The 14,223-nt window shown below is 40.8% G+C and carries 10 protein-coding genes; 4 read left to right on the forward strand and 6 right to left on the reverse strand.

The window, feature by feature from the left end:
- The first annotated feature begins 483 nt into the window (after positions 1-483).
- Positions 484-1,470 carry a GTP 3',8-cyclase MoaA gene (gene moaA, locus NCWK1_RS00180; RefSeq protein ID WP_103123303.1) on the forward strand — a complete coding sequence of 329 codons (987 nt, stop codon included), beginning with the start codon at positions 484-486 and terminating at the stop codon, positions 1,468-1,470.
- Between the two features lie 64 nt (positions 1,471-1,534).
- Here the strand turns inward: moaA and rpsD are convergent, their stop codons facing one another.
- Positions 1,535-2,143, reverse strand: a complete 609-nt coding sequence (rpsD, locus tag NCWK1_RS00185; RefSeq protein ID WP_096582478.1) for a 30S ribosomal protein S4 — start codon at positions 2,141-2,143, stop codon at positions 1,535-1,537.
- Between the two features lie 62 nt (positions 2,144-2,205).
- Here rpsD and NCWK1_RS00190 point away from each other — a divergent pair, with 62 nt between their 5' ends.
- Positions 2,206-2,922 (forward strand): hypothetical protein, encoded by a 717-nt coding sequence (locus NCWK1_RS00190; protein WP_245894795.1) that lies wholly within the window; start codon positions 2,206-2,208, stop codon positions 2,920-2,922.
- 407 nt (positions 2,923-3,329) lie between these two features.
- Here NCWK1_RS00190 and hetR read toward each other — a convergent pair whose 3' ends face one another.
- The 4 genes from hetR to NCWK1_RS00210 all read right to left on the reverse strand — a co-directional run bounded on the left by hetR (position 3,330) and on the right by NCWK1_RS00210 (position 10,886).
- On the reverse strand, positions 3,330-4,229 hold the full coding sequence (gene hetR, locus NCWK1_RS00195) for a heterocyst differentiation master regulator HetR (RefSeq protein ID WP_096582476.1): 900 nt from the start codon (positions 4,227-4,229) through the stop codon (positions 3,330-3,332).
- A 1,275-nt stretch (positions 4,230-5,504) separates the two neighbouring features.
- Complete coding sequence (locus tag NCWK1_RS00200) at positions 5,505-7,718, reverse strand: DMT family transporter (protein WP_103123304.1); 2,214 nt, start codon at positions 7,716-7,718, stop codon at positions 5,505-5,507.
- Positions 7,719-8,371: 653 nt separating this feature from the next.
- Positions 8,372-9,688: an inorganic phosphate transporter gene (locus NCWK1_RS00205; RefSeq protein ID WP_103123305.1), complete on the reverse strand. Its 1,317-nt coding sequence runs from the start codon at positions 9,686-9,688 to the stop codon at positions 8,372-8,374.
- Positions 9,689-9,839: 151 nt separating this feature from the next.
- Positions 9,840-10,886 carry a zinc-dependent dehydrogenase gene (locus NCWK1_RS00210; protein ID WP_103123306.1) on the reverse strand — a complete coding sequence of 349 codons (1,047 nt, stop codon included), beginning with the start codon at positions 10,884-10,886 and terminating at the stop codon, positions 9,840-9,842.
- A gap of 454 nt (positions 10,887-11,340) precedes the next feature.
- Between NCWK1_RS00210 and NCWK1_RS00215 the strand changes: the two genes are divergently transcribed.
- A complete protein-coding gene (locus NCWK1_RS00215; RefSeq protein ID WP_103123547.1) occupies positions 11,341-11,823 on the forward strand; it encodes a protein tyrosine phosphatase family protein in 483 nt (160 codons plus the stop codon).
- Positions 11,824-12,043: 220 nt separating this feature from the next.
- On the opposite strand, the gene ruvC is transcribed toward NCWK1_RS00215, so the two are convergent.
- Positions 12,044-12,535, reverse strand: a complete 492-nt coding sequence (ruvC, locus tag NCWK1_RS00220; RefSeq protein ID WP_103123307.1) for a crossover junction endodeoxyribonuclease RuvC — start codon at positions 12,533-12,535, stop codon at positions 12,044-12,046.
- 284 nt (positions 12,536-12,819) lie between these two features.
- Here ruvC and NCWK1_RS00225 point away from each other — a divergent pair, with 284 nt between their 5' ends.
- On the forward strand, positions 12,820-14,190 hold the full coding sequence (locus tag NCWK1_RS00225) for a gluconeogenesis factor YvcK family protein (RefSeq protein WP_096582466.1): 1,371 nt from the start codon (positions 12,820-12,822) through the stop codon (positions 14,188-14,190).
- Positions 14,191-14,223: the final 33 nt, after the last annotated feature.

The raw sequence follows: 14,223 nt of genomic DNA on the forward strand, positions 1-14,223 counted from the left end.
TAGGGAAGAAAGTTATCAGGGTGCATCTACCAATTAATTGTTCTACTACTACAGTGCATCTCCCGGAAAAATTTGCATCGACAAGCTTTCATCTACCAAAAAAAATCCCCCAGCCAGTGTTAGCCAGCTAGGGAAGAAAGTTATCAGGGTGCATCTACCAATTAATTGTTCTGCGACTACAGCGCATCTCCCGGAAAAATTTGCATCGATAAGCTTTCATCTACCAAAAAAATCCCCCAGCTAGGGAAGAAAGTTATCTGTTAAGTTAAATATACTCAAAGCTAAAGGCGCAAGGCTTTGCGCCTTTATTTATTTACTACACTTTATCTATCGGTAACTGTTATATTTTTTTGGGTAAATTACATCTTACGCCACGCCACCTGCTTGATAGGGATTAAAGTCAGGTGAGCAATACTGCAAGGTATCGGGTAAGCAAGATTGCTTACCCTCTAGGAAAAATACAATAGAAATAAATACTCTAAAATGAACCAGGTAGACTATCTCCGCATTAGTTTAATCGATCGCTGTAATTTTCGCTGTCAATACTGTATGCCGGAGGGTGCAGAACTAGAATATGCCCTCAAACAACAGCTTCTCACTGACGCAGAACTACTGACTCTGATTCAAGAGGTGTTTATCCCTGTTGGTTTTACGCAGTTTCGCTTAACTGGGGGAGAGCCTCTACTGCGTCCTGGGGTAGTAAATTTAGTAAAAGCGATCGCATCATTACCCGAAACCAAAGACTTGTCGATGACAACCAACGGTTTTTTACTTGCACCCATCGCCAAAAATCTTTACGATGTCGGTTTACGCCGAATTAATATCAGCCTAGATTCCCTTGATCCCGATATCTTCGATCAAATTATCGGCAATCACGGACGTTCTCGCTGGGAACAGGTTTGGAACGGGATTCAAGCAGCCTACAAGGTAGGATTTGACCCTTTGAAGCTCAATGTAGTTGTGATCCCAGGTGTTAACGACCACGAAGTTCTGGACTTAGCCGCCCTCACAATTGACAAACAGTGGCACGTCCGATTTATTGAATTTATGCCTATCGGCAATTGGCAATTATTTGGCGATCGCGGTTGGGTATCTTCTGCTGATTTACGCCAACGTATCCGCCAGCAATGGGGATTGGCAGAATCACAAATACGTGGTAGTGGGCCTGCTGATGTTTTTCAAATTCCGGGAGCAAAGGGGACACTGGGATTTATTAGCCAGATGTCAGAATGTTTTTGCGATCGTTGTAACCGAATGCGTCTGAGCGCTGATGGCTGGTTACGTCCTTGTTTATTAAATGAAACTGGTCAATTAGACTTAAAAACTGCTCTACGCTCTGGTGTGAGCATCCATTACTTACGAGAGCAAGTCAGAGACTTATTAGCTATTAAGCCAGAAATTAACTTTAAAGGCCGCGACTCTGGTACAAGCGGCACATACAGCCGCACGATGTCGCAAATTGGTGGTTAGTCAATAGTCCAAAGTCAATAGTCTAAAGTCTTTTGACTCTTGACTGTTGACTTTTGACTCTTGACTACGCTTGGCGTGAATAGTATTCCACAACCAGCAGTTCGTTAACTTGTAGAGCCACCCACTCGCGCTCAATAACACTGTTAACTTTACCAACCAGCTTATTTTTGTCAAATTCCAAATGGCTGGGAAGGTTAGCTAAACCAGGATATTGCAAGTTAGTTTCGACCAACTTCCGTGATTGTTCTTTATCTCTAACAGCAATTACCTCACCAGGACGGCACTGGTAACTGGCAATATTTACTACACGACCGTTGACTGTGACATGGCCGTGATTTACCAGCTGACGCGCTGCTGGAATTGTAGGAGCCATCCCCAAGCGGAAAACGGTATTATCTAAGCGCATTTCTAGCAATTGCAACAGTACTTGTCCTGTAGAACCAGTAACGCGTCTAGCTTTACGGACATAGCGTAGCAGTTGCTTTTCTGTGAGACCGTAGTTCATACGGAGCTTTTGCTTTTCTTCTAGACGGATAGCATACTCAGAGCGCTTTTTGCGGTTCTGACCATGCTGACCCGGTGGATAGGCGCGTCTTGCGCTTTTACGAGTTAAACCTGGTAATTCGCCTAAGCGACGTACAATTCTGAGGCGTGGCCCTCTGTATCGGGACATGAGTTTCCTTAATCTAATCCTGTTTAAATTTTACCCAGACATACTATTATAAATATCTGTAAATGAAAAATGCCAAAAATCCAAAATTTAATCATCAAAAATTCATAAATAGAAGAATTCAACAGCCAAGTGTCAGAATCCTGAAGATCAATCAGAGTTATCGTACATTTGAGTTAGCAGAACTGATGGGTTTTTGGAAAATGGCAATGGAAACACAAAAGGTTAGTAAAGCTAGAAAACCTCAAAGCAAGTATATTTCTGGGATACTCAAGACTCAGACCATTCGTTGGGCTACACCAGTTTTGGCTATAGCCGGACTATGGACATCTAGCCTTCCCAGTACGGCTTTGACATTATTTTCTGATGACCACGATAGTTACCGTGTTTGTGCGGCGCAACTTTTAAAAGCCGGTGTAGCACAACCAGCAGCAGCCCAAGGTTGTGCTACAGCAATACGTCCCAGAGATTTATCTGCTTGTGTGGCGACAATTAAACAGAGAACAAAAATTGACCCAACAGATGCGCTGGCTTACTGTACAAGGGCGCGTCGTCCAAAGGAATTAGCTAGTTGTGTTGTAGATGTTAGCCTCAATACCAAAGAAGAAATTAACCCAGCCGTTTTAAATTACTGTGGTCGCAGTTTACAGCCTGTCACTTTTGCTGATTGTGTTGTTGGCTTGCGTAAAGAAATTTCTTTAACACCAGTACAAGCGTTAGATACTTGTATTGATGCTAGTGAAACAGCGAATGGACTCACGGTTTCACCGACATTGCCATAAATTTAAGATTACAGAACTTAGGCACAAAGCTTAGTTGTTGAAATTGGGTATAAGAATTTAGGGTGTAAGGGTTTTGCTCATTTACATCCTAAATTCCTATACCTATTGATTGTTGCGTTTGACTGCCTAAGTTTTAATATGACTATAGTGACTTATTTTTTAATGACAGATGGTTGACTAAAAATAACCCTGTTTATTTATATAAAGCTCAAAAATACTAATCATCCAACTTTTAAAAGTGGATGGCAACGGAAGCATCCTGCTATAAGAGACAAAAAATTCACAATGTCTCTGGTTTTGCAGCAGGAGCCTAACCGTCGTGATGATGATACATTTGATCTCAAATTGTCGGTTGCTGAGTTTGAGGATGCTTATTTGATTAGCCGGAAGTTTTCAGAGAAACTTTGTTAGTCTTCTTTTCTACCAAAAACCATCTGTAAAATCATAGGAATACCACCACTTTGGTGATATTTATCTGCCCAAGCGCGGATAACTTCATCAAGTTCCTCCATTGCTTGATCCCACTTTTCTGGGGGAATATCCAGTTCTTCTAAAGCACGCATGGAGTTTGGTCGTTTCTCTGCCCAGTTTCTCATCATCCGAAAATACCGCGCCGTATCTTCTAGCATGATATAAGTACGTTCTTGATCGTCGGCTGGTGCATAGAAAGGACGAGTCAGTGCATAGAAGGGCATTCCCCAAGGCGAATCAATTCTAGTTACTGTACCTGAGTAAAGCAGCCGACGCTTGATGTGTTCTGCCAAGGCTTCACTCAAGGGCATTTGATGCTCTGGTGGGAGAACTTCTTGCGATCGCTTGTGCAGAAATTCAATCAGTTCCAGAAACTCAAAAGAGCTAACTAATTGCGCGTCTGGCAAATTTCCAGGTAGCTTCTGCTCAATTTGTCTTTTTTCCTCACTGGTCAAACTAGTCCCAGGAACACGGGAACGCCCTGGTTGCCAAGGAAATTTTTCCATCCAAACGTAAGGCAGTTGAATTAAATAGCGTGGTTCTTGAGAACCCAGCATTTTCAGCAGTTTGCCTTCTGTCAGTGCTTGCCGAACTTCTTCAACAATAATCTTGACTCGCTTGGGTTCCAGGTGGTGCAAATGACCCGTCATTCTCAGGTTTTGTCCCTGTTCGAGATAGGTCATATAAATTGCACACTTAGCTGCCGTGGCTGCTGCATCTAAGAATGCTCCATGCCTGTGTCCACTCGTACGCATGGCACTAAAAGCCAGATAAAGCATGATCTGATCCATCGCACTAGGGCCAAGACGTTTGATCAGATCTATGTCGTTACTCATATTACAGACAGTTAAATAGCACGTTTACAGATTTATAGTCAGAGGAAAGTAAGTAGTATACACCCAACTTGAGGCGATGTCGTTACTTTAGACTTTTTAGGATGCTGTGACTCTTATGTTACTAGTAGTCGAAACTGCCAATGGCTCCGAATTATATAGCAAATGACTATTAAAAAGAAGCTGCTTTATTTGGCTATTGTTATCTTTTCCTGACAGACTCTGAAAATAACCGTTTATTTTCTCTACTTGTCATCCCCATTACAAAAGCATCTATTTTCCCGGTTTAATCTATAAAGATTGTCTTCAGGTTCAAGACTTTTGCATCCTTTACTAGTGACAACAGGAAATTCTTCCTAATTGTGGTAACAAACCTTATTGCTGAAATAGCAGTAACTAGCTGATGGATTTTATGGTAAGCACCTTTCCCAAGAATGACTAATTTCTTTGGGTTTGTAGAGAACTTCAGTTACCCGGTGATTTCCTGTTGAGGAGTAATCTCAGAGTCAATCGCCTACTGAACTTGCAACAAATTTCAGGTTGAGTAGATAACTAGTAGACTACCATAGATACTCACATCTTTTGACAATTTGTTGGCATCTTTCGGTGGTTAATACATAGGAAAATTAAATTCCTCAAAGCAGGTAGATAATTCCTAGTCCTAAATACCTTTTATTGCCTTCAATTATGATATTCTATTCTGTCAGATTTTTTATCAAGTTTGTGTAAATTAACCCAATCTTAATATTAAATAGATGTTCAATCTGTCCTAGCTTAGATACTAGTAATTATTAAGGATTCCTGATATTTCAATGAATACGAAAAAGAGATTTTTAATCATTTATGATTTAACAAGTTAATTGATACTTTAGCTACAAAAATGATGGTTTAAGAGTGTATCAAAAATAGATATTGTCTAAATATTCACAGCAGTTTGATGGCAATTTACTGATAAGAATCGAACTTTTAGTAATTGTTTTATCCTAAATACTTGGGTGTTAAACTCTTGTGAAGTCAGTGAAAGTAATTTTATATTTTATTATTTATGAAATATACAATTATCTGGTGTCGAAATGCAATTACCAGATTCAAGACTATATATTTCCTGAAATTGTTGTTATATTGCTAAGGCAATTGTGCTATTAGGGAAGGCTTATACAAAATTATTAAAACAAAATAAAGAATTGAAAAGTTAAAAATCAAAGTTGAGATAATGTCTAGTCCATTTAACATTAGATTTTTAACTTTCCTGGCTGTCAGATGCCTGCTTTTCGACATTTAAGTTTCAGCACTAGAAGATTTAACTTGATGACGCATTTTCTCGAAACTGAAAGCAGCAGCACCAAAAGTGACAAATAAAACGCCTAAAATCTGAATAATTTCTAAATTTTCCTGAATTAACAAACCTGCAAAAACTACGGTTAAGATAGGTACACCTGCGCCAATAATGCCCGATCGCAATGCTCCTAATTGGCGAATACCAACATTGTTGAGAACGTAGCTCAAAAGTGTCAGTACCCCCAAAATAAAAGCACTTAAAATAATCTCTAGTAACTTAGAACCATCAATGTCCAGGCTTAAATTGCTTGGTAGGGGCAACATTAAACCGATAAAACTCAAAACAAACATGGTGGTGAAACTAATTAAAGTAAAAGACACAGGATGCAGTTTCGCTGCACAGATCCGGGTCAAAATTACATAACAGGCAAAAGCAACACCACCAAAAATGGCAGCAGTGCTACCAACAGAAAAATCGCTGATCCCCGCAGTTGCAGCGCCGCCTAACACGAATAATTCACCCAAGAAAATTGCCCCAATTGCCGCAGCGCGGACTTTGCTGGGTTTATCGCGGAATAACAACCAAGACAGTAAACCGCTAACACTGGGATAGATAAAGAACAGTGCGATCGCCATACCTGTCGTTACTTGGCCGATCGCCATATAAATTAGCACTTGAGATAAAAACAAAAAGCAACCACTAGCAATTGATAGTTGCAAAACTCTCTGTGCTTTGACCTTAGCTGCTGAAGGTTTACCTTGAAATGATTCCATCAAGTTTTTGATATCTTGCCAAACTTGGGGGTGCATCATTGGCGCTAACAGCAACGTTAGCGGTACTACGATTGCCAAGCGCAGCAACAAAATTAAGAAAATATTTCCCAAAGTGGGTAATAACAACCGTTCTACAGCCAGACTACCAACCACCGCAGAATTTTGGTGGAACATCATCTTCACCGCTACGTTATACAGTGAAGACACGACTGTAGACAACACAACCAGTAAAAACCCAATTTGCACTGGGGATAAACTTTGAGATTTGCCTAACCTTCTTGATTTAGGTTCTGATGCAGCAGGTGGAGATATTGTTTCATCTGCAACTACATCTGGGTTGAGAACAGAAACTGGCTCACTAGCCTTAATTGAGGAAAATTTTATTTGAGTTTCTGGCACATCTAGGCGGAGTGCAGAATTTTGTTCACTCGCCTTAACGTTGCTAGGTGAAGAGAAGGTTTCACTTTCCGCAATATCTTTGCTGGGTAAAACAATTGGCTCAGGTGGTTTCTCTTTAGGGGGAAAATCCTTGGGAGCAATGGAAATTGGCTGGGTAGGGGTTTCTTGAGTCGGTGGAATAATAACTGCTGAGGATGTTACTGGTGCAGAAGATGTAGTCTGGTTGTCATCCGATTTGTTGGTGACTTCTGACAACAATGGGTAAGTTATCGCTGTACTCGCTGATGATGGCTCATCTGGTTGTAAAACCGTGGATGAAGCTACTTTGAAAGAAGTATTAGGCGATCGCTCACTTGATTGTAAAACTGTTGGTGGCGATTGTTTTACAGAACTACCCGACGGTGGCTCATCCGGTGGTTGTAAAACTGTTGGCGGTGATGGTTTAGTTACTTGGGTCGTTTCTTGAATAACTTTGGTTAATTCACCGCGCAGGTGATTAACTAATTCCTCAACAATAACTTCGCCTTGCTGTTGCTGGCTTTGCATCCGAGACAATTGCCCAGAAAGATTACCTTGATAATTTTTTAGTTCCTGTTGCAGCGAGTTAAAAGTAATGGTGAGAGTATCATCCAAAGTGCCTAGCATTTGTTTAATCTGCTCATTACTTTCAGCTGATTTGAGTACTGCTTGTTCGTCAGCACCACTCATCTTCAGTTCACTAGCTAAATTCTTGAGCGATGATTGCAGCTGCGAAGAAATATGTTTGGCTAAAACTTCTGCCAACTGACGAATTAACACTTGCTGTTCGGTAATTTGTCGCACTTGCTGTAAGTGTTCTTTTTCCTCTAACAGCTTTTGAATGTCATCGTACAGTCGTTCTTTTTCTGTTTGTAGCCGTTTTATTTCTTCTTGCAATGATCTCAGCACGTTTTGTTGGAGATTTTCTAAATCCTCCACAACAGCCCAGAGTGCTGTTTCGGCTGATCTCGATAGTTCGCCTCTAACTCGCGGGTTGTCTGGCCGTTTCTCAATTCGCCCCATTAGCTTCTAACCTCTAACACCTTGAAGATAAAGCTGTTTCCCGTAAATTTGCTTGGCGCTCATACTAATTTTCAGTATTTTGTCAGATAGACCAAAAAATTTAACAAGATTTGCACGTATCAAAGTAATTTTGTCACGCTGAACACAGCTTGGCAAAGTATGTAGTTTTTGGGTTTACCGCTGCACATACTTTGTGCTACGTATCAGCCAGAAAATTCAATCCTTTAAAAGTGAGATTTTGATAGAGAAAATATGTCACTCAATATAAATACTTGTTATTTTGATAGCAACCGTAAGTTTTAAATACTTGTAAATAAATGCCTTGTGATCATTAACAATGGACAACTTGTAAAAGTTAGATGTAAATTCGCGCAAAATGTAACTTTAGCGACAGTTTACATTTCTCTTATAGACTGATTTATATGTCTGGGAAATTATCAAATATTATTCACTCCTAGAAAATATTTTAGCTAATTTCAGTATTTCCAGGCAGTGGACAATAGGCAGTCAGACAATTTTGAATTTGGGATTGACCTCAGATGGTCAGGATAATTTAAATATTTATTTTTCGATTTTTGCTCCTAGTATTTTTCAAGTTAGCCATTCATCAGTAAATTTTTTTAGCAAACACAAACACTTCGGCCTATTTCGAGTTAGTACCAAAAAAACCGAGCAATACTAAAGATACTTGCGCTGAGAACCGCACTTAATGGAACCGTAATTAACCATGCAGCAGCGATTCCTTGCAAAGTTTGGAATTTAATTGAGTTCAGGCTTTGCACCATACCGATTCCAACTACACCGCCAACAAGTGCGTGAGAAGTAGAAACGGGTAAACCTAACCGAGAAGCTAGGAGAATAGTAGTCGCGGTTGCCAGTTCTGCACAAAATCCACTACTAGGTTGCAAAGCAATGATGTTTTCACCAATGGTAGTAATGACGTTTTTTCCCCAAATTGCTAAACCTGTAACAATCCCTGCGCCACCTACAACCAGAATCCACAAGGGGATAGTAATGCCATTTATCGGTACGTTACCAGTAGTGTTGATATAAACGATCGCCGCTAAGGGTGCGATCGCATTTCCCACATCATTAGAACCATGTGCAAAAGCCACAAAGCAAGCACTCAGTAGCTGGAATCGACCGAATAATCTTTCAACGGGAGTGGAAAGAGGAAACGGGGTAGGGGGCAGGGGGCAGGGAGGAAATTCATCTCCCCTCTGCTTCCTGCTCTTTGTCTCCCCTGCCTCTTGCTCCAGTTGTCGCCAACTAATTAAAGCGAGTCCAACTGCGGCTAATGCACCTGTGAATAAGGGAATATCGTAAGCAGGTAGATCAACACCAACTTGTTCGATCAAATAGTTAGTCAGAGGTTGCATTAGAGAAGGTAAGACAATTACACCAAATACACTCAATAAAACGGTACTTAACCAAGGAATCCACTCTCTTAGCTGGGTAACTTGATTTGGTTGATCTAAAATCCAGTGCTTGATTTGGCTGTAAAACAACGCAGCAATACTACCGCTAATTATTGGTGTGACAATCCAACCAATGGTAATCATCCCAATTGATGACCAATCGATTGCACCTATACCCATTGCTACAGCACTAAATCCAGCGATCGCACCTACGACTGCGTGAGACGATGACACCGGTAAACCTCTAGCAGTAGCAATTTGCAACCATACACCGCAAGATATTAATACTGTCACCATTCCCGTAACTAATAATTGAGGTGTAGCCACAAATAAGCTAGGATTGGCAACTTTTGTCGCTAAAGTTTCTGATACTTCATGCCCAAACAAGACTGCGCCAGTAAACTCTAAAACTCCTGCAATGATGATTGCTTGTTTGAGAGTCACAGCTTTGGAACCAACAGAAGTTCCCATTGCGTTGGCAACATCGTTGGCACCAAGATTACAAGCGACATAAAAGGCTAGGATAGCAACTATAACTAATGTCATGGGCATGGATTGGGGTAGATGAATAGGAGCTAGGGAACAAAGATTAGGCAATGTGCGTTTTCATAGTTAATATCTCTCCTCAGTTTGACTCCCACAATGGGAGTCAATGACAAAATTAGCTATAAGTATTTTCTACGAGTAAGCTTCTTTGCCCGGATCAAGGATAGATTAATATTTTGTATGTATCGGCAGAAGGCGCGATCGCTTGTTCTACGGCTGTGGATAAATCTTTTAACTGATAGCGATCGCTAATTAAAGCTGGTACATCAATCCGCCGATTAAATACAATATCAGCCGAAAGTGCCTGAAGACGGTAGGAAGAACTGTAACTCCCCATCAAGTCAATTTCTCGGCGGTAAAGAATATTTGGATTGATAGGAATTTCTAATTCATCGGGAAACTCAGCGAAAAACAGTATTTTCCCGCCTTTACGAGTGCAGTCTAGTGCTTGAAAGAACGCTTTCTCACTAGGTACAGCCAGTAAGGTCACATCCACACCTAATCCATCTGTGACAGCATAAATTTTTGCTGCTAAATCAGGATCACGAGCATCAAAAGCTGCTTCAGCCCCCACATTCAAGGCTTTTTCAATTCTAGAAGGTAGTAAGTCAGTAGCGATCGCTTTTGCCCCAAAATGCTTCACTAACATCACAAACATTAACCCAATTGGCCCGGCTCCGGTAATTAATACAGTTTGCCCTGGTGCAATTTGAGCTTTTTTTACAGCCTTGAGACAGCAGTTAGTTGGTTCAACAAAACTCGCTTCTTCAAAAGAAATATCATCGGGGATCGCAATTAAGCCTCCATTCTGCACAATGTGTCCTGGTACTTTCACATACTCCGCAAAACCCCCACCACTAGCGTTAAACCCAGCTGTGGTAGAAATATTTTTGTAGACATTGCACATTGAGAAATTTTCATTTAAACAGTAGGCGCAACGCATACATGGGATATGGTGCATCACCGCTACCCTTTGTCCCACCTGCCAACCTTTGACTTCAGAACCGACTGCGGCTATTATTCCCGCAGTTTCATGGCCAAATATGCGCGGCGGCTCATATAGTGGATAACGAATTTTTTTAATATCTGACTGACACAACCCTACAACTTGTACCTTTACCAGCACCTCATCTGTTAAGAGTGTGGGTACGGGGATATCTTCGTAGGACAGTTGATTTACGCCTCTAAATACCTGTGCTTTCACGTTGATTTTCTCATCGTTCAACGATCTTAGATGTAACATTTGCGGTCAACGTTGAGCTATAAACTTAGATATTTTTGTGTTTCCACTAAATTTTAGATAAATTCACAAAATAAAAATCTCGGTAACTATTGTCACAAGCTTTTACGCATCATCTTCATACAAACCAGCGTCTTCTGTATTTCATCAACGCAATATCCAAAACAGAGTGTGATTGCCTGAGTTCGGAAGTGATATATAAAAACCGCTAAACTCATCGGGAATAAGCATTATTTATTTTAAACATCGGTAAGTCGATAGATTAACCGTATATTACAAATAGAGCAATAAAATTATCAAAACAAAAAGACAAATTTAGCGTTAATCAGCCGATTAATTGTATTTTTGTCCAATTTCGCTGTGCATTTTTAAATAGCTGCTCACAGCATATTTGCAAGTCAATTTAGAAGGAGTGAATGTGAACAACGCCATATTAATCAATGAAAGCTTAACAACAACAGGACAAATCTCAGTAAAACAGCTTGAGCAAGCTATCCAAGAAGGTTATAAGTCGGTGTTAAATTTGCGATCGCCTGATGAACTAGGATTTTTTCAAGATGAGCAAAAACTGGCTGAAAAATTGGGGTTGTATTACGTTAACGTACCTGTAAGGTTAGAAGCGTTGAATGAAGAATTGATTACCAAAGCCCTGAAAATACTAGAACAGTTACCAAAACCAGTTCTTATACACTGTGCCGCTGGGATGCGTTCAACAGGTATTGCCTTGTTGAGTATAGCTATCCAAGAAGGATTAACATCAGAGCAAACCTTAGCCAAAGCCAAGAGTTTAGGCTTTGGCTTCTTAGAAGACTTTAATGGCTTTAGTGTGAGTCCCCGGCTGAAGCAACTATTTGTGAACTATGTTAATCAAAATGCAAAAATAGCCATGCTGTCTCGCTAGGTAAATTGCAATGTGAATAAACAATACAAATTATTTCCCATCCGACAACAGATTTAAAATTAGAATCACTGTTGTCGGAATTGCTTAATCAAGATATTGATACCAGAAGTCTAGTGATATAGCAGTAGTCAGATATGTTAGGACAATTTAAAAGCTAGAATGCCAGGAATAATAAGACTTTTCCTCCTGCCTCCTGCCTTCTGCTATAAAAGAGCGATAATTACATCTGAAATGATGCTGTCAAAGCTACAGCCAGAGCATCGGCTGCATCGTCTGGTTTGGGAATAGTTTCTAAATTCAACTCTCGCGCTACAGCTGCTTGCACATCAGATTTATCTGCATTGCCATATCCAGTCAGGGCTTGTTTAATTTGTGCTGGAGTAAATTCTAGATATGGTAAGCGATGTTGTCCCAAAACTAACATCAATACACCTCTAGCTTGTGCAACAAGAATAGTACTTGACATACGATAGAAGAACAGCTTTTCGATCGCAACCAAGTCTGGTTGTAATTCCTGAATCAGGGTGTGCAAATCGTCAAACAACGTACACAGGCGCTGACCCATTTCAGCATCTGACGAAGTACTAATTACCCCAAAGTCCACCATATTTACCGTTGTATCCTGTATCTTGCTAGGGCTTTGTTTGCAAGTAATTACGCCAAATCCTAAAATGGCTAATCCAGGATCTAAACCTAAAATTCGTTTTTCCATTAAACTAACTTTGACCCAGCCAGGGTATTGTTTTACTGAGCAGGACTCACGTACAAAGGTTATTTGTTGAGACTGGGGTATCAGGGATTAAGAGTGTAGGGTTATCAGGGTTTTGCTCACTTACAACCCCACACCCCCATAACCCTTGTCCAGACTGGCAACTTTGATGACTTATTGTAAGTCTCAAAGCATTGAAATATTTAATAAAGACACACTTGGTGTTACAACCAGGTAGTGTAGATGTTCTTTTATTCATTAGTTTGTAGCACTGCTTTAAATCAGGTATGTCAATTGGTTTTCTCAGACAAGCCCTCAACGCCCTGCAACAGCAGTCGCGCAGCCGCACATCTCATCGGGTTAACCAGTGGTTTAAGTGGTTATCTCCTGGACTCTCAGTCAAACGCTGGTTACTTATCAGTGTTGGCGGTGTATTTTTGGCAAGTCTGGGGTTAGCGATATGGGTGAAGTTGACCCCAATTTTTTGGCTGTTGGAGTTGTTGAGAGGTTTTCTGGGAGTCATTACCAACATCTTACCCAACTATATCAGTGGCCCTTTGGTACTGCTGGGCGGCTTACTTTTACTGTTGTGGGGACAAACTCGCACAGTCGGTTCAATTACTCAGGCGTTTCAAAAAGAAGGCGAAGCAGAACTGATTGATGTTCTGTTAGCTCATCGCCGCTTGTACCGTGGGCCAAAAATTGTAGTCATTGGCGGTGGTACAGGACTTTCTACCTTGCTGCGGGGACTGAAAACTTATAGTGCTAATATTAGTGCGATCGTTACCGTCGCTGATGATGGCGGGTCTTCTGGGCGTTTGCGTCAAGAATTTGGCGTGTTACCACCAGGAGATATTCGCAATTGTTTAGCAGCATTAGCAGATGAAGAAAAGCTATTAACTGAGTTGTTCCAATACCGCTTTCGGGCTGGCGATGGCTTGACTGGTCACAGTTTTGGCAATTTGTTTTTAACTGCTATGAGTGATATTACTGGGGATTTGGAACGGGCTGTGGCGGCTAGTTCCAAAGTATTAGCAGTACGGGGACAAGTTTTGCCAGCAACTCTCAGCGATGTTCGCTTGTGGGCAGAATTAGCAGATGGCCGCCGTATAGATGGGGAATCGAGCATTCCCAAAGCTGGTGGTAAAATAGTCAAAATTGGCTGTACACCAGCTAATCCGCCAGCTTTACCCGCGGCCATTAAAGCAATTAAAGACGCTGACTACATTATTATTGGGCCGGGTAGCCTTTATACCAGCTTGATTCCTAATTTACTAGTACCAGAAATTGCTAATGCGATCGCTCAAACTAAAGCCCCGCGCATCTACGTCTGCAATATTATGACCCAACCAGGAGAAACTGAGGGATATACTGTTGCTGACCATATCAGAGCAATTGACGCTGCTTGTGGTCAAAGACGGTTATTTGATGCTGTCTTAGTACACAAAAAATCTCCTTCGCCTCAATCACTCATTCGCTATGCCCAACAAAATTCTCATCCAGTTTTTTTAGATAGAGAAGATATATCTTTATTAGGGCGACGGATTGTTTTAGCTAATGTATTGTATGAAGATGAAACTGGTGTTGTACGTCATAATCCCCAAAAACTCGCAAAAGTTTTGTTGCGGTGGTACAGTGGCACACATCATGGAAAATGATAAATAGTCCCAAGTGAATAGTCAAAAGTCCAT

The organism is Nostoc cycadae WK-1, from assembly GCF_002897135.1.
GTDB lineage: Bacteria > Cyanobacteriota > Cyanobacteriia > Cyanobacteriales > Nostocaceae > Nostoc_B.

What these genes read in the sequence shown, in the direction of transcription:
- rpsD (WP_096582478.1), bottom strand. Translation starts at nt 2,143, where the DNA reads ATGTCCCGATACAGAGGGCCACGCCTCAGAATTGTACGTCGCTTAGGC.
- ruvC (WP_103123307.1), bottom strand. Translation starts at nt 12,535, where the DNA reads ATGGAAAAACGAATTTTAGGTTTAGATCCTGGATTAGCCATTTTAGGA.
- NCWK1_RS00205 (WP_103123305.1), bottom strand. Translation starts at nt 9,688, where the DNA reads ATGCCCATGACATTAGTTATAGTTGCTATCCTAGCCTTTTATGTCGCT.
- NCWK1_RS00190 (WP_245894795.1), top strand. Translation starts at nt 2,206, where the DNA reads ATGAAAAATGCCAAAAATCCAAAATTTAATCATCAAAAATTCATAAAT.
- moaA (WP_103123303.1), top strand. Translation starts at nt 484, where the DNA reads ATGAACCAGGTAGACTATCTCCGCATTAGTTTAATCGATCGCTGTAAT.
- NCWK1_RS00200 (WP_103123304.1), bottom strand. Translation starts at nt 7,718, where the DNA reads ATGGGGCGAATTGAGAAACGGCCAGACAACCCGCGAGTTAGAGGCGAA.
- hetR (WP_096582476.1), bottom strand. Translation starts at nt 4,229, where the DNA reads ATGAGTAACGACATAGATCTGATCAAACGTCTTGGCCCTAGTGCGATG.
- NCWK1_RS00225 (WP_096582466.1), top strand. Translation starts at nt 12,820, where the DNA reads ATGTCAATTGGTTTTCTCAGACAAGCCCTCAACGCCCTGCAACAGCAG.